General features: G+C 38.6%; 13 protein-coding genes. All 13 read left to right on the plus strand.

The genetic code is table 11. The features are described from left to right. Positions 1-9: 9 nt before the first annotated feature. The 13 genes from AC4GZ8_RS13670 (at position 10) to AC4GZ8_RS13730 (ending at position 17856) form a co-directional block, all read left to right on the plus strand. Positions 10-1008: an inorganic phosphate transporter gene (locus tag AC4GZ8_RS13670; protein WP_491082427.1), complete on the plus strand. Its 999-nt coding sequence runs from the start codon at positions 10-12 to the stop codon at positions 1006-1008. A 114-nt stretch (positions 1009-1122) separates the two neighbouring features. Beyond that, positions 1123-2265 carry a CapA family protein gene (locus AC4GZ8_RS13675; protein ID WP_491082428.1) on the plus strand — a complete coding sequence of 381 codons (1143 nt, stop codon included), beginning with the start codon at positions 1123-1125 and terminating at the stop codon, positions 2263-2265. Positions 2266-2336: 71 nt separating this feature from the next. Then, positions 2337-2507, plus strand: a complete 171-nt coding sequence (locus AC4GZ8_RS13680; protein WP_491082429.1) for a hypothetical protein — start codon at positions 2337-2339, stop codon at positions 2505-2507. 288 nt (positions 2508-2795) lie between these two features. Continuing rightward, a complete protein-coding gene (locus AC4GZ8_RS13685; RefSeq protein ID WP_491082430.1) occupies positions 2796-4382 on the plus strand; it encodes a peptide chain release factor 3 in 1587 nt (528 codons plus the stop codon). 317 nt (positions 4383-4699) lie between these two features. Continuing rightward, positions 4700-5143 (plus strand): GNAT family N-acetyltransferase, encoded by a 444-nt coding sequence (locus AC4GZ8_RS13690; RefSeq protein WP_491082431.1) that lies wholly within the window; start codon positions 4700-4702, stop codon positions 5141-5143. 22 nt (positions 5144-5165) lie between these two features. After that, entirely contained in the window at positions 5166-5399 is a 234-nt protein-coding gene (locus AC4GZ8_RS13695) for a DUF2198 family protein (RefSeq protein ID WP_491082432.1), read from the plus strand. Positions 5400-5697: 298 nt separating this feature from the next. Then, on the plus strand, positions 5698-7683 hold the full coding sequence (gene uvrB, locus AC4GZ8_RS13700; protein WP_491082433.1) for an excinuclease ABC subunit UvrB: 1986 nt from the start codon (positions 5698-5700) through the stop codon (positions 7681-7683). Between the two features lie 7 nt (positions 7684-7690). Next, the gene (uvrA, locus tag AC4GZ8_RS13705) at positions 7691-10567 is read left to right on the plus strand and encodes an excinuclease ABC subunit UvrA (RefSeq protein WP_491082435.1); all 2877 of its coding nucleotides are present in this window, start codon (positions 7691-7693) and stop codon (positions 10565-10567) included. A gap of 378 nt (positions 10568-10945) precedes the next feature. Beyond that, a complete protein-coding gene (locus tag AC4GZ8_RS13710) occupies positions 10946-12727 on the plus strand; it encodes a cache domain-containing sensor histidine kinase (protein WP_491082436.1) in 1782 nt (593 codons plus the stop codon). A 105-nt stretch (positions 12728-12832) separates the two neighbouring features. After that, on the plus strand, positions 12833-14005 hold the full coding sequence (locus AC4GZ8_RS13715; RefSeq protein WP_491082437.1) for a response regulator transcription factor: 1173 nt from the start codon (positions 12833-12835) through the stop codon (positions 14003-14005). A 20-nt stretch (positions 14006-14025) separates the two neighbouring features. After that, positions 14026-15318: an ABC transporter substrate-binding protein gene (locus AC4GZ8_RS13720; protein ID WP_491082439.1), complete on the plus strand. Its 1293-nt coding sequence runs from the start codon at positions 14026-14028 to the stop codon at positions 15316-15318. Positions 15319-15351: 33 nt separating this feature from the next. Next, the gene (gene ant(6), locus AC4GZ8_RS13725) at positions 15352-16176 is read left to right on the plus strand and encodes an aminoglycoside 6-adenylyltransferase (protein WP_491082440.1); all 825 of its coding nucleotides are present in this window, start codon (positions 15352-15354) and stop codon (positions 16174-16176) included. A gap of 219 nt (positions 16177-16395) precedes the next feature. Continuing rightward, positions 16396-17856 carry a glycoside hydrolase family 68 protein gene (locus AC4GZ8_RS13730; protein WP_491082441.1) on the plus strand — a complete coding sequence of 487 codons (1461 nt, stop codon included), beginning with the start codon at positions 16396-16398 and terminating at the stop codon, positions 17854-17856. Positions 17857-18080: the final 224 nt, after the last annotated feature.

Consider the following 18080-nt stretch of genomic DNA (forward strand, 5'->3'; position numbering starts at 1 on the left):
CGAATAAGTATGGATATGATGTTGATGATGACAATTTTGATTGTGATTGGAGCATTGTCTTTTGACTTTATTAATGGCTTTCATGATACGGCGAATGCCATTGCGACGAGTGTTTCAACCAAAGCTTTAAAGCCAAGACATGCGATTATATTAGCATCGTTGATGAATTTTATCGGAGCACTTACGTTTACAGGTGTTGCAAAGACAATTACAAGTGGAATTGTAGATCCATTTACGATTGAAAACGGATCTGTTGTGATTTTATCAGCGCTTATCTCAGCGATTGCCTGGAATTTAATCACGTGGTATTACGGAATTCCGAGCAGCTCGTCCCATGCAATCATCGGTTCTATTGTTGGGGCAGCGATTGCAGCTTCTGGTTTTGAGAGTATAAATTATTTAGGATTTTCAAAGATTGTGCAGGCACTTTTTTTATCTCCCGTTTTAGCATTTATCATTGGGTATATCGTATTTAGTCTATTTAAGGGTTTATTTCGAAATCACTCGTTAACAAAGTCAAATAATCGATTTCGCAGAATTCAAATTATCACTGCCGCATTTCAGGCTTATACACATGGTACAAATGATGCCCAGAAAGCAATGGGGATCATAACACTAGCCTTGATTGCCAACAACTATCATGAAACACTGGACATTCCATTTTGGGTCCAGCTCTCATGTGCACTTGCGATGGGTCTTGGGACATCAGTAGGCGGCTGGAGAATCATTCGAACTGTTGGAAATAAAATCATGAAAATCAGGCCTGTAAATGGAGTAGCTGCTGATCTTTCTTCAGCTTCCATCATTTTAGGAGCAACCTTTTTTCACCTGCCAGTCAGCACAACACATGTTATTTCATCATCAATTCTTGGAGTAGGGGCTTCACAACGTGCCAAAGGAGTAAATTGGGGGACAGCTCAAGCCATGGTATTTACATGGATTGTCACCCTGCCAGCATCAGCGGTTTTAGCTGGAATTGTTTATTATGTTCTTAACTTCATAATCTAAAGAATGAAGTAGAATTCGACTGAATTCTGCTTTTTTCTTAATTTCCGCTTCATAATAAGATAAACTATATACAATAGAAACGTTTTCAAACACGAGAGGTAAGGAGTCTTCCTGATGAAAAAGGTAATCATATTACTAGTAATCGTCTTTTTTGTTGTATGTGGTTTAGGTTTTTATTATGGCCAATCTGCATTAAAGTCTGAAAATAAAATAGTGAAAAGAGCAGATCATTTAGATCAACAGCTTATCGAGACCAAAGAGGAAGATAAAGAAATCATGACGACTACAGCTTCTTTCTCCGCTATTGGTGACATATTAATCCATGACCGGGTCTATCAGCCTGCACAAATTGCCGATGGGAAATATGACTTTACACCAAATCTTGAGCATGTTAGGTCTTTATTAAATGATGCTGATATAACCATTGCGAACCAAGAATCAATGATTGGTGGAACTGAGATTGGACTTTCTTCATATCCTTCTTTTAACAGCCCTTATGAAATCGGAGAAGTATTAAAGGATAGTGGGGTCGATCTTGTCACAATTGCCAACAACCATACCTTGGATCGTGGAGAGAAGGCAATCCAAAGTGCAATTTCCCATTGGAATCAAATGGGAATGCCTTATACTGGAGCTTTTTTATCAGAAGAAGATAAAAAGAACATTAGAACAATTGAAAAGAATGGAATTACTTTTTCCTTCTTGGCCTATACATATGGTACAAATGGGATTGAAACTCCTAAGGATAAACCTTATTTAGTGAATAGAATCGAAGAGAAAAACATAGAACAGGACATCTTAAAAGCTAGAGTGATTTCAGACGTAGTTGTCGTAAGTCTTCATTTTGGGAAAGAATATGAGAGATTGCAAAATGAGGAGCAAAAGCAATTAGCCGTCAAAACAGCAAATGCAGGGGCAGACATCATCATTGGGCATCACCCGCATGTTCTTCAGCCAATGGAATGGATCGAAAGAGAAGACGGAAAACGCTCATTTGTCGCATATTCTCTTGGGAATTTTTTTACAGGACAAAATGGTGATTACAAGGATATCGGCGGAGTTTTAAAGATAAACGTTGAAAAAAAGCTGGAAAATGGCGAAATTGAACTGAAGGAACCGTCCTTTATTCCTACCTTTGTGAGTGAAGATTATTATGTTTATCCTCTCGAACAATTACCTGACAAAAAAATTGTATATGACGAAATAAAAATTCATCTGAAAAAGTGGTTGCCGGAACTAATCTTTTCTTTTACATAGGTTTAAAAAAACATCATGTTTCCTCTTATCTCACATATATATGTGTACAAGAGTGATTGGGGGAAACTAAGATGGATATTTTATTTTTAATCATTAGCCTTTTACTATTAAGTTTGATTACGGGATTGCGTATGCTTATTCAAATTTGGGGAAAGAAATATCGGTATAGCACAGCATGGGATTTGGTTGAGAGTGAAGAAAAACGAGAGAAGTTACGGAATAGAAGAAGAAAGTACGAATGAAAACAGGGGCTCACCTGTTTTTTGTTTTTTATTACAAGTATAAAATTTTGTACTTATACTTAGTTTTAGTGTCTAGCTCCAGGCCCCAGCAACTAGTGAACTTCACACTCCTCCTTACGATAAGTCAACATCGAATCGCTATCGCTCTTCGTGTTTCCTTTATCTCATACGGAGTGCTCCAGTTCATACGTTGCTGAACGGGCGCCTTCCGCTTTTCGAATAAATTGTTCTTTCTTCCGCTTTGTAGTATATTTGAAGCACGAATTTATATAAAAGAGGTTATTACGAATGAGCTTACAACAGGAAATAAATAAACGACGTACGTTTGCGATCATTTCCCACCCGGATGCAGGGAAAACGACGCTAACAGAAAAGCTGCTTTACTTTGGTCAAATTATTCGTTCCACAGGAACAGTTAAAGGAAAGAAGTCAGGTAAATTTGCTGCATCTGACTGGATGGAAATTGAGAAAAAACGTGGAATCTCAGTTACATCAAGTGTGATGAGCTTTCCGTATCATGGATTTCATGTCAATATTCTCGATACACCTGGACATGAAGATTTTAGTGAAGACACGTATCGTACGCTTACAGCGGTGGATAGTGTTGTTATGATCATTGACTCAACAAAGGGTGTTGAGCCACAGACAATCAAGCTTTTCAAAGTTTGCCGCATGAGAGGCATTCCGATCTTTACATTTATTAATAAGCTTGACCGTGAAGGAAGAGATCCTTTGGAATTACTTTCTGAAATTGAGGAAGTACTTGGGATAGAATCTTATCCAATGAACTGGCCAGTTGGGAGTGGAAAACGCTTCTTAGGCATTCACGATCGTTTTAATAAACAATTTGTTCGCTTCAAAGGTGATGAACATGAAGAAGTGATTCCTTTAAGTGAACTAGCTGGAACAGATATTGAAGAAAACCCGATTTATCAAGATACATTAGGTGAGTTAGAACTGCTTGAGGAAGCAGGAAATGAATTTTCCCCTGAGCGAGTGGAAAAAGGAGAGCTGACACCAGTCTTCTTTGGAAGTGCCCTTGCTAACTTTGGAGTGCAGACATTTTTTGATACATTCCTGCAATTCGCTGCACAACCACAGCCGCGAAAAACAGATCAGGGCTTAATTGAACCGGAAAATGACCAATTCTCAGGGTATATCTTTAAAATTCAAGCCAATATGAACCCGGCACACCGTGATCGAATTGCCTTTTTCCGTGTGTGCTCTGGTAAATTTGAGCGTGGTATGAGTGTGAACTTAAGTCGTACAAATAAAACGATTAAGCTAAATCAAACCCAAGCATTTATGGCAAAAGATCGTGACACAGTGGATGAAGCTTATCCTGGAGATATTATCGGGATTTATGACCCGAACATTTACCAGATTGGGGATACATTAATCGGCGGTAAAGATTCTTATCAATATGAAGAACTGCCGCAATTCCCGCCAGAATTATTCAAACGCGTTCAAGCGAAAAACGTTATGAAGGCGAAGCAATTCCGAAAAGGGATTGAGCAGCTAGTTCAAGAAGGAGCGATTCAATTATATCGCCAAGAATTAAATGACTCGATCATCCTTGGTGCAGTCGGTCAGCTTCAGTTTGAGGTGTTTGAATACCGAATGAGAGCAGAATACAATGTAGAACTTGAGTTTACTTCACTTGGAGAACGAATTCCAAGATGGATCAAGAGCGAGAAGTTTGATAAACGTTTCTTTGACTCAAGAAGCATGCTTGTCCGTGACCGTTATGGCGCCTATGCCGTTCTATTTGAAAATGAGTTTACATTACGGTACTTTTTAGAAAATCAAAAAGACATTGAGTTAGTTGATTTATTGGAAGAGAACGACTATCAAGGTGTGACATCACAGAAATAATGTTTAAGGGCTAATTGCATGAAAATTAGCCCTTTTCTTTTTGGTTTTCATGATATGATAATTTATATATGTTTTCGCATACTTTGTTGTAAATAAGGGCGGTAACGTGATAACAGGTTGTTCCATTGCGCTCCAGACACAAGATTCGCCGGGGAGGAAGCCAAACCTCCTCAGCTTCGCCTGCGGGGTCTTGGCCTTTCCTCTACCTCCCGCAGGAGTCAAGTGTCTTCCGCTCCATTCCACTAACGTTTTAAAAATCAATAGCAACAATCTTTACGAGAACAGCCTATATATAATACCGGAATCGAGGGGAACATGTGAACGTGATAAAAGCAACGGTTTCTGACCTGAACGATGTTTCAGAGCTATTTAACAAGTACCGAATTTTTTATGGTCAACCATCTGACCTTGAGGGAGCAAAGGCTTTTATTAAGGAAAGAATGGAATTAAACGAATCGACTATATTTCTTGTGAAAAGCAAGGAGGGACTGCCGGCCGGCTTTGTGCAGCTCTATCCAATTTTTACATCCGTAGGAATGAAACGAAAATTACTGCTTAATGATTTATTTGTTGCGGAAGAATTCCGGCGACTCGGTGTAGGTAAAGCATTGATGGAACAGTCGAAAAAGTATGCCCAGGAAACAAACGCGGCAGGGATTTTATTAGAAACAGGAAAAGACAATGTTCATGCCCAAGCTCTTTACGAAAGCATAGGCTATGAAAAAGAGAATGATGTGTATTTCTATCATTTATCACTATAATGGAAGAATAGGTGATTAAGATATGGTTTTAAAAGTGATACTAGCAATCATTATGCCTTTTCTTCTTGTCCTTCTTTTTACACGAGTGAGCTATAATCATTATGTTGGAACAGCCTTGGCAGCGGCTTTGCTCATCGCTTCCTATATTAAAGGCTATACGCATGGTCCGAGTATCTTTTTTATCGACATCGTCTCACTTGCTGTCGGTTTTTTCTATGCGAGAAAAATGAAGGCGGACTTGCTAAAGAAGAAATAGGTTTGAGGTTGAACAAAAAGAGAAATACTTAACTAAAAAAGGGCTATGGTGAGCTCTTTTTTTCGTGATTGCAAAATAATTCTTAAGTTTGCAAGAAAATCTTTGAATTTGCAAAAAAATCATAGAGTTTGCAAAAAAACGAGCAAAGTTGCAAAATTCTACTAAAATCAGCCTGCAACGACGATCACAACTTACATACCAATAAAATTAATGCGAACTAAAGTTCGTATTTTTAGTGATTTTCCATTATTTTGTGGTAAACTATTCATAATGATAATTACGGAATGGAGGCTTATGTGTGAGCGATCAATTTGAATTAGTCTCAAAATACAAACCGCAGGGTGATCAGCCTAAAGCAATTCAATCTCTTGTTGAAGGAATCAAGCAGGGCAAACGATTCCAAACATTGCTGGGTGCCACTGGTACAGGGAAAACCTTTACTGTTTCAAATGTAATCAAAGAAATAAATAGACCGACATTAGTCATTGCTCATAACAAAACATTAGCAGGACAGCTTTATAGTGAGTTTAAAGAGTTTTTCCCTAACAATGCTGTTGAGTATTTTGTGAGCTACTATGATTACTATCAGCCAGAAGCCTATGTGCCGCAAACAGATACATTTATAGAAAAAGACGCAAGCATTAACGATGAAATTGATAAGCTTCGTCACTCAGCCACATCATCGCTTTTTGAACGGAACGATGTCATTATTATTGCCAGTGTTTCGTGCATTTACGGCCTCGGTTCGCCAGAGGAATATAAAGAGTTAGTTGTTTCATTAAGAACGGGTATGGAAATCGAACGTAATCAATTACTAAGAAAATTAGTCGATGTTCAATATGAAAGAAATGATATTGATTTCCGAAGAGGAACATTCCGGGTTCGCGGTGATGTAGTGGAAATTTTCCCGGCCTCACGTGATGAACAGTGTATCCGAGTTGAATTTTTCGGTGATGAAATAGACCGGATTCGAGAAGTGAATGCCTTAACAGGTGAGATTTTAGGAGACCGTGAGCATGTCGCGATATTCCCGGCTTCCCACTTCGTCACTAGAGAAGAAAAGATGGAAAAAGCGATTAAAAACATCGAAGCAGAGCTTGAGGAGCGACTTGAAGAGATGCGCGAAAAAGGAAAGCTACTTGAAGCACAGCGCCTTGAGCAACGAACAAGATATGACCTGGAAATGATGAGAGAAATGGGCTTTTGCTCTGGGATCGAAAACTACTCCCGTCATTTAACATTACGACCTCCAGGGTCAACACCTTATACCCTGCTCGACTTCTTTCCGGATGATTCTTTAATTATTATTGATGAATCACATGTTACATTACCGCAAATCAGGGGTATGTTTAATGGAGACCAAGCGCGTAAGCAGGTGCTTGTTGACCATGGCTTCCGTTTGCCATCAGCAATAGACAACAGGCCATTACGATTTGAGGAATTTGAAAAGCATATCGAAAACATTGTTTTTGTATCAGCAACACCTGGTCCATATGAAATGGAACATTCACCTGAAATGATTGAACAAATTATTCGTCCGACAGGATTGCTCGATCCAACAATTGATGTTCGGCCAATCGAAGGTCAAATTGATGATTTAATCGGAGAGATTCAAACACGAGTTGAAAAAAATCAGCGTGTGCTGATCACAACTTTAACTAAGAAAATGTCAGAGGATTTAACAAATTATCTCAAGGAGATTGGCATTAAAGTCAATTACCTCCACTCAGAAATTAAAACATTGGAGCGGATTGAAATTATCCGCGAGCTCCGGCTTGGAAAATATGATGTGTTAGTTGGGATTAACCTTCTAAGAGAAGGGTTGGATATTCCAGAGGTTTCACTTGTGGCGATTTTAGACGCGGACAAAGAAGGGTTCTTACGTTCAGAGCGATCACTCATCCAAACAATCGGGCGTGCTGCTCGTAATGCAGAAGGCCATGTAATCATGTACGCAGATAAAATCACGAACTCAATGGAGATTGCAATCAATGAAACAAAGCGGCGCCGCGAAATTCAAGAGGAATTTAACAAAAAACATGGAATTACACCGCAAACGATTCAAAAGGAAATTCGCGATGTGATCCGTGCCACAATGGCAGCAGAAGATCAAGAAGAGTATGAAGCAACACCTGCAAGTAAACTAACGAAGTTAACGAAGAAAGAACGAGATAAAGTCATTACTGAAATGGAAAATGAAATGAAGGAAGCAGCAAAAGCATTGAACTTTGAGCGCGCTGCGGAGCTTCGTGATTTAATTTTAGAGCTGAAAGCGGAAGGGTGAAGCAATTATGGCAATGGAACATATTGTTGTGAAGGGAGCGCGAGCCCACAACTTAAAAAATATTGATGTGACCATACCGCGTGATAAGCTTGTTGTCGTAACAGGATTATCTGGTTCAGGAAAGTCATCATTGGCATTTGATACCATATATGCTGAAGGACAACGTCGTTATGTTGAATCATTATCAGCCTATGCACGTCAATTTTTAGGCCAAATGGATAAACCTGATGTTGATGCCATTGAAGGGCTATCACCAGCCATTTCGATTGATCAAAAAACAACAAGCCGTAATCCGCGTTCAACTGTTGGGACTGTAACGGAAATCTATGATTACTTGCGTTTGCTTTACGCGAGAGTCGGTCGCCCAACTTGTCCTATTCATGGAATTGAAATCTCATCTCAAACAATTGAACAAATGGTTGATCGCATTTTAGAATACCCGGAACGAACAAAGCTTCAAGTCCTTGCACCAATTGTGTCAGGTCGTAAAGGAACTCATGTGAAAGTGTTTGAAGATATTAAGAAACAAGGGTATGTTCGTGTTCGTGTCGATGGAGAAATGCATGAGCTTTCAGAAGATATTGAGTTAGAGAAGAATAAAAAGCACTCCATTGAAGTGGTGATCGACCGTATTGTCGTTAAGGAAGGAGTCGCTTCTCGATTAGCCGATTCATTAGAGGCAGCCTTAGGGCTTGGAGAAGGCAGAGTCATAATTGATGTAATTGGTGAAGAAGAGCTTCTTTTCAGTGAGCATCATGCGTGTCCACAATGCGGGTTTTCTATTGGTGAGCTTGAGCCAAGAATGTTTTCGTTTAATAGCCCGTTTGGCGCTTGCCCTGAGTGTGATGGTTTGGGGTCAAAGCTAAAGGTCGATCTAGATCTTGTGATTCCAAATAAGGATTTATCACTTAAGCAGCATGCGATCGCACCGTGGGAGCCGACAAGCTCACAGTATTATCCGCAAATGCTTGAGGCTGTATGTAATCATTACGGAATTGATATGGATGTTCCTGTTAAGGATATTCCAAAGCATTTATTAGATAAAGTGTTATATGGCAGTGATGGAGAAGAAATATATTTCCGCTATGAAAATGACTTTGGTCAAGTTCGCGAAAATTATATTCAATTTGAAGGTGTCATCCGAAACGTTGAAAGACGGTATAAGGAAACAACCTCAGACTTTATCCGTGAGCAAATGGAAAAGTATATGGGACAGCAGAATTGTCCGAGCTGTAAAGGATATCGTCTAAAGAAGGAAACTCTTGCTGTCTTAATTCAAGGAAATCACGTTGGTGAGATTACGAAACTATCCGTTCAGGATTCACTTGAATTTTTTCAAAATTTGTCCCTTACAGAGAAGGAAATGAAGATTGCCAATCAAATTTTGAAGGAAATTTGTGAACGATTAGGTTTTCTAAATAATGTTGGGCTCGATTATTTAACCCTTAATCGCTCGGCCGGAACATTATCAGGCGGAGAGGCTCAGCGAATTCGTCTTGCTACTCAAATCGGTTCGAGATTAACAGGGGTTTTATACATACTTGATGAACCATCGATTGGTCTTCATCAGAGGGATAACGATCGTTTGATTGACACTCTCAAAAACATGAGGGACATCGGGAATACGTTAATCGTTGTTGAGCATGATGAGGATACGATGGTTGCAGCAGACTATTTAATCGATATTGGTCCAGGTGCAGGGATTCATGGAGGACAGGTGATTTCAGCTGGAACACCAGAAGAAGTGATGAATGATGAAAATTCCTTAACAGGACAGTACTTATCAGGGAAGAGGTTTATTCCACTTCCATATGAACGGAAAAAACCAGATGGACGTTATATAGAGATAAAAGGGGCAAAGGAAAATAATCTTCGCAATGTTAATGTGAAGTTTCCTTTAGGCACATTTATTGCTGTAACAGGTGTTTCAGGTTCTGGAAAAAGTACGTTAGTAAATGAAATTCTTCATAAATCATTAGCGCAAAAGCTTCACAAAGCAAAGACAAAACCTGGTGAGCATAAAGAAGTGAAAGGTGTCGAGCATCTTGAAAAGGTCATTGATATTGATCAATCGCCAATCGGACGTACACCAAGGTCAAATCCTGCCACTTATACAGGTGTATTTGACGATATTCGCGATGTATTTGCGACAACAAACGAAGCGAAAGTTAGAGGCTACAAAAAAGGCCGCTTTAGCTTTAATGTAAAAGGTGGACGCTGTGAAGCTTGTCGCGGTGATGGGATCATTAAAATTGAAATGCACTTCCTTCCGGATGTGTATGTACCTTGTGAGGTTTGCCATGGAAAAAGATATAACCGCGAAACGCTTGAAGTGACCTATAAAGGGAAAAACATTTCGGATATTTTAGAAATGACAGTAGAAGATGCGGTTGTTTTCTTTGAAAATATCCCAAAAATCAAACGCAAGCTACAAACGATTTATGATGTTGGTCTTGGTTATATTACACTTGGGCAGCCTGCTACTACGCTATCTGGAGGAGAGGCCCAAAGGGTTAAGCTGGCTTCCGAGCTGCATAGACGTTCGTCAGGTCGTTCTCTGTATATTTTAGATGAACCAACAACAGGTCTCCATGTCGATGATATTGCCCGATTATTAAAAGTCCTGCAACGCTTAGTAGACAATGGAGATACCGTCTTGGTCATTGAACATAACTTGGATGTCATTAAAGCAGCAGATTATTTGGTTGATTTAGGTCCTGAAGGCGGGGATAAAGGCGGCCAAATCGTTGGTTATGGGACTCCTGAGGATATTATGAATAATGAGCAATCGTATACAGGTAAGTATTTAAAACCAATCATTGAACGAGATCGTGAACGGATGAGAAAACTAATAAAAGAAAAAGAGGAAGTAGCACAAAGCTAACTCGTGCATAGACAGGCTGATTTCTTTGGAGATCAGCCTGTTTTTATGTCATATTACCTATATTTTATTTATGTTTTGGAATTAACAATAAGCTAAGTTTTTCCATTTAGGCACAATGTTGATCTGATAAAAACCAAGTAGATCGTTCCTTCTAACTACCTTTTTCCATAATATCACCTCAACTAGTCCCTAGGATTCATTTTTTGTTATGAACAACGACGGCCATTTTGATTAGTAACCGTTCACAAACTCTTTAAAATTAGGAAATAAGCGCATTTCCGTCTAGTGTTTTTGCTCAATTTGCCCGAGTTGACGAAAGCATAAAAATAGAATTAGATGTTAATAAGAAATGAATGCTTTACTGAAAGGAGCATATGAATGAAGAGCATCAGAAGTCGTTTATTCCTTATGCTTCTTGTTTTTATTATCATACCGTATTTTTTATCTGTGTTTTTCATTTATGGATATACAAAAAATAGAGTAGAAACACAAGCGCTTGAGGTTAGCGAAACTCAAATGAATAAACTATCAAGGGAACTAGAACAATACTTTCACGAAATTGGCAATCTGCCATATCTCATTTATCGCAATCCTGACTTATTTCATATCTTTTCGAGTGAAGGGAATATCGCTTACGCTAATCCGCAAATAAGGGAAAACAACATTGGAACTTTTTATCTGATGAGAAATGAAATCCGTCAGGTTCGGTTTTATATAAATAAAAGGAAAGAATCAATTACAGCTTATCATGCCAAGGTAAGTGCACCGAAGCTGAAGCCGGACATATTAGAGGAAGACGCGATTTCTATGCTGTATCACTCTAACGATACAGATCTGATTGAGCCGCCTCATCAGATCGTAAATTATAACGATGCTGCCATTGTGCCTGAGTCAGACAAAACGGTTGTTTTCACCATCCATCATAAAATTGTTGATGTTTTATCAAATGAATTTCTTGGTTTTATTACGATTGATCTTGATCTCGACGCATATGCCCGTTTATGTAACAGTTTGATTCAGGAAAATGAGGAGACCGTCTTGCTCCTTGATCATAATGATAATGTTATGTATGCAAGTGATGAGTCTCTCATTGGAAAAAAAGCACCTTCGAGTTTGATAAACAAAATAAATACAAAAGAGATGAAACCAGGTGAGGATATTGTTTTATCCAAAACATTATCAGGCTCTTTAGACCAGTGGAAATTAGTGAAGGTTACGCCTAGCTCCTATTTATTCCATGATGCAAGACAAACGGCAATGATGAATAGTTTTGTTGGGATTGGCGTAGGAGTGATGGGATTGATAATGATCGGGTTCGTTTCCTTTAGAATCACTCGTCCGATTAAGATTCTTAGCCAAAAAGTTCGTTCAATTGAAGGGGGAAATATGACAATCCCATTTGGTAGTCATAGTAAGGATGAAATCGGTCATCTTGAAAATCACATGAAGGAAATGATGGATCGAATTAATCTTCATATTGAACGTGAATATAAGCTGGATATTGAAAATAGGAAAAATCAATTCAGAGCATTGAAATCACAGGTGAACCCGCATTTCTTATTCAATGCATTGCAATCGATCGGTGCAGTTGCTCTAAAATCTAATTCTCCCAATGTTTATGATTTAGTCACCTCTTTATCTAAAATGATGAGATACTCAATCAAAGCGAATCAATGGGTATTGATCAGAGAAGAAGTGGATTATATAAAAAGTTATTTATCCCTTCAAAAGGAACGGTTTGGGAAGAACGTAAATGTTTCAATTGAATTAAGCGCAGAACTATTAAACAAGAAAATTCCAAGTATGATCCTTCAACCACTTGTTGAAAACTTTTTTAAGCATTGTTACGAAGAAGGCTTCTATGATGCACAATTACGCATTTATGGTGAAAGAAAAGGTGAATTCATGATCCTTACAGTCGATAATGATGGACCAAGTGTTAGTTCCTCAGAGCTAGCGGATCTTAAAGAAAAGATATACTGTGGAGCAAGCTCGCAGGAGCATATCGGGTTAAAAAACATTCATGATCGCTTAGTTTTATATTATGGTGAAGGGTCAGGTCTAAAGCTTGATCGAAATGATGGAAAAGGTTTTGTCGTCCAGCTGGTAATTCCGCATGAGGTCAATCTATCCAATGATGTCAAGACGTTATTTTTATAGAGGTTAGCACAAGTTGTGCAAATAGCGTAGCAGGGATTGATGTCACGGATTAGGATTTGGCTGCAAGCATATAATAGTTGTTTAGCCAAAGGAGGGTAGGATGAGATGAAGGCACTTATCATCGATGATGAATTCAATGTCCGTTTTGTGATTCAACAGCTGGGACAATGGACAAGCTTCGGAGTAACAGAGGTTTTGGAAGCAGCTAACGGAAATGAAGCAAAACGAATCATTGAAAAGGACCATCCAGAGATTATTTTTACAGATATAAAAATGCCTGGCATGAACGGAATGGAGCTTGTTGAATGGTTAGATGAAATCTCTTATTCCGGCAAAGTCATTTTTATTACGGGCTATGATGATTATTGCTTTATGAGAAAAGCGATTCAGCTTAATAGCTTTGATTACTTATTAAAGCCAATAGAAGCAGAGCCGTTTAATAAAGCATTAGCTGCTGCTGTTCAAGCATGGGCAAGTGAGGAAAAAGAGCGCAAAAAGGAAGAGACCAACGAAGAAGTGGTCAAGAGATTTCGAATGAATCAGGTGATCACACAAGCTTGCTTAGGAGAACCGTTTGAAGAGGGGGAAGTCGCTTCATTTCTTCCTCATGCAGACCATTACGAATTCGCCCTTATATCTTTTTATCATATGCACCATGCCGAACCATATATTCAAAAGTTAGCGAATGAACTCGTTCAACAAGGCAGGGGGAATGCCTTTGCGCTTCAGCACGATCAAAACCTGTGTATGGTCATATCAACAGATTCGCAGTGGATCTTCATTGAGGAATGGATTTGTCAGCAGTTTGATATTCCAGTCCGTCTTGTATGCAGTCATTCACTAGACCATTTGCACGAGATTCCTAGAATTTATCAAGAATTACAACAGGCATTGGATGATCAAAACTATCGATCGATCCACCGTTTAAATGACCTTGATGATGCACGGCGTATGCAGGATATTGTCGCTTATGTAGAAACGTATTATATGGAGGAATTAAGCTTAGAAAAACTAGCAGGTCGATTCTTTTTAAGTCGGGAGCATATCTCAAGAAAGTTCAAGCAGCAAACAGGGATGCCCTTGTCCAAATACATCACGAACTTAAGAATACGTCAGGCGAAAGCTTGGCTCACCGAAACAGAAGAGTCGATTCTCTCTATTTCTTTAATGCTTGGCTATCAAGATGAAAAATACTTTTCAAAGCTATTCAAAAAGGTTGTGGGTATCACTCCTTTTGAATATCGAAATGAAGAGAGAAGTCGAAGATATGAAAGCTGATAACAGACTGGGGTGAAAATATGAAAAAACGAAACTACCTCATTTATTTGATAGGGGCACTGGGTCTACTTCTATCAGGATGTCAGGAAGCGACGAAGACAAAGGAAATACAAGCAGCCGAATCAAAAATGACGTTGCATATAAGAAATCCTAAAGTGGAAATTGCAACACAATTTGAGCAAATGGCGTCAGCCTACGAACAAGAACATCCTTATATTGATATTGAAATCGAAACAGTCGGAGGAGCAACAGACGATCTTGCTGATTTAAAAGCACAGCTTGCTGCAGGAACAGGTCCGGATATTTTCACAAACAACGGATATGAGCAGGCAAGATTATGGCGAAAATATTTAGAAGATTTATCAGATCAGTCTTGGGTGAAGGATGCCTATGAGGAAGCTTTATATCCAATCACGTTTGATGAAAAAATCTACGGTATGCCGATGAATATGGAAGGGTATGGTTTAGTCTACAACAAAGATTTGTTTGCAAAGGCTGGTATTCATGAACCTCCGAATACATTAAAGGAATTAAGGTTTGCTGTAAAAAAGATACAACAAGCAGGTATCACTCCTTTTGCTAGCGGCTATTATGAGGATTGGAAATTAGGGGTGTTGCTTGTAAATGTCGCTTTTGCTCAGCAAAATGATGCAGATGAATTTATAAAAAATTTACATGCAGGAACAGAGAAAATAACCACGAATCAATTATTTAAAGACCTTATTCAATTACTTGATATGACAGTACAATACGGAAATCGCGACCCTTTAACAACTGATTATACAATGGAGTTAAATCAGTTCACATCCGGGGAAGCAGCGATGATTCTTCAAGGCAATTGGATCCAGCCAATGATTGACCAAGTTGCACCTAATATGAATATTGGCTTTCTCCCAATACCAATTCATAACGACCAAAAAAATGATGCCCTGGTTGTTAGCGTTCCGAACTACTGGGTTGTGAACAATCAATCATCTCCGGAAAAGAAACAAGAGGCGAAAAAATTCTTAAATTGGATGGTGTCCTCTGAACAGGGAAAAACCTTTTTAACAGAAGAGTTTAAATTCATTCCTGCCTTTAAGCATATTGAGACGGATGATTTAGGACCACTTGCTAATGACACCTTAGCATACTACAAAAGGGGAAACATCGTATCCTCTAACTGGTACCACTTTCCTGTCGGTGTCAAAGAGCAATTTGGAACATTTATGCAACAATATATCGCACATCAGCTTAATCGTGATCAATTATTGCGAGAGCTTCAAACATCATGGGATCGCGCCTCTAGTCAAATGAAAACTCAAACGCCTTAATCATGATAAGGATTGAAATGGAGGACTTTTGCTTTGAGAAGTGAACAAGAGATGATGAATATTCTATTAGATTTCGCTTTGAATGATGATCGGATTCGCCTGGTAACGTTAGAAGGATCACGGACAAACAAACATATTTCCCCTGATTCATTCCAAGATTATGATATTTCTTACTTTGTAACAGATATTCATTCTTTTAAGAAAAATGATCATTGGCTTGATATTTTTGGGAAGCGCGCTATGATGCAAAAGCCCGAGGATATGGAGCTTTTTCCATCAGAATTAGGCAATTGGTTTTCTTATATCATTCTTTTTGAGGATGGGAATAAATTAGATCTCACACTTATTCCCATTCAAGAGGTAGATGATTATTTTACCAATAGCGATGGTTTAGTTGAGATCTTACTTGATAAGGATGCTCTAATAAAACATGAAGTGGTCGCAAATGATCGTCAATATTGGGTGAAGAAACCAACTGCAAGAGAATATGATGATTGTTGCAACGAGTTTTGGATGGTGTCCACTTACGTTGTGAAAGGCTTAGCCAGAAAAGAAATTCTTTTTGCAATAGACCATTTAAACGAGATAGCACGCCCAAATTTATTAAGAATGATGGCTTGGCAAATCGGGGCAGAACAAGGATATACGTTTAGTGTGGGAAAGAACTATAAATTTATCAATCGGTATCTTCCAAATGATGATTGGGAAGCATTGCTATCAACCTATTCTCAGAATGGGTATCAAAATATGTGGCAGTCTTTATTTACTTGTTATGAGTTATTTAGAAAATACTCAAAAGCTGTAGCAGAAAAACTTGATTACACGTATCCAGATTACGATCATGCAATTACAAAGTAAGGGACAAGGGGACAGGAACCTTGTCCCGTTTCTTATTTAGGGACAGTGGACCTGTCCCTATGGACCTATACCATATCAATTTACGACGAAATTCTCATCAATGTATGACATATCCTCCAAATTAAGACTAACCTATAATTCTATTTGTAAACGAAAGTGGTGGGGCTATTAAAAAGCTACCATCGAAACTAGGAAAAAATCTTACTAGGAGGATAAGCGATGAACTTTAAGAGTTTTGCCAAACAAGCAACAGTCGTAACACTTAGTACAGCGATTTTATTAGGAGGCGGTGAGTCACTGACCTTTGCGAAAGAAAAAGACTCACGTGATCACAATGAATCTTATGGTATTTCACATATCACACGTTCTGATATGCATAAGATCATGGAGCAGCAAGGTGATGCTAGATACACAGTCCCTGAGTTTGACGAATCAAAAATAAAAAATATTCCTTCTGCAAAAGGATATGATGAGTTAGGGAACTTAATCAATTTAGATGTGTGGGACACATGGCCACTGCAAAATGCAGACGGGACAGTCGCAACTTATAATGGCTATCAAATTGTCTTTGGTCTAGCAGGTGATCCTGACAGAGGCTGGGACACATTTATTTACATGTTCTATAAAAAAATAGGCGACAATTCAATTGATAGTTGGAAAAATGCAGGAAGAGTCTTTAAAGATTCCGATAAATTCAAATCAGATGAACAAAATTTAAGAGACCAAGCAGAAGAATGGTCTGGTTCCGCAACATTAACGTCTGACGGAGAAATTCGCTTATTTTATACAAACCGTCATGGATGGGATCCGGAACATGGATTCTTTGGGAAACAAACATTAACAACAGCCCAAATCAATGTTTCTGAGCCAAGTGACAATACATTGCAGGTAGATGGGGTTCAAGACCATAAATCGATCTTTGATGGTGACGAGAAAAACTATCAAACTGTGCAACAAGCTTTTGGTAATGGGAATTATGATGATAATCATACATTAAGAGATCCTCATTATATTGAAGAAAATGGTCGCAAATACCTTGTTTTTGAAGCAAACACAGGAACGGAAACAGGCTACCAAGGTGAGAACTCATTATTTAATAAAGCTTACTATAGTCAAAGTGAAGCATTCTTCCAAACGGAAAAAAGCAATCTACTAAATAGCTCTAAAAAGGATTTAGCGGAAATTGCTAACGGAGCACTAGGAATTATTGAAATTAATGATGATTTCACATTAAAGAATGTCATGAAGCCGCTAATTGCCTCAAACACGGTAACAGATGAAATTGAGCGTCCAAACATCTTTAAAAAGGATGGAAAATGGTATCTATTTACAAGCTCAAGAGGATCTAAAATGACGATTGACGGCATAGATGATGAAGATATTTATCTATTAGGTTATGTTTCAAACTCATTAACTGGTCCATACAAGCCATTAAACAAAACAGGACTTGTGTTACATCACGATTTAGATCCATATGATGTTACATGGACTTACGCGCACTTCGCGATTCCGCAAGAGGGAAGCGACAACGCAGTCGTAACAAGCTATATGACAAACAGAGGATATTTTGAAGACCATAAATCCACTTTTGCACCAAGTTTCCTTTTAAACATTAAAGGTGATAAAACATCTGTTGTAAAAGATGGAATCCTTGAACAAGGTCAAATAACGATTAAATAATCTTAAAGATAGACTGTTTTTGCAAACTTAGTTGCTATAAAATTAGCGCCTGAGAAGGGGTGATTTCTGCTGCAGGATGCTCGCTTTCCTTGGGTTTCCCTTGTCTCGCAACTCCCGTAGGAGTCTCGCACCTTCCGCAGAAATCAACCTAAACAGTCTTTGTGCAAAGAACCTATTCAATAATCAGAGTCTATGAAAAAAGAAATGCCAGTTAACGTATGGCA

The organism is Metabacillus sp. RB-C-LZQ-3-1, from assembly GCF_058315175.1.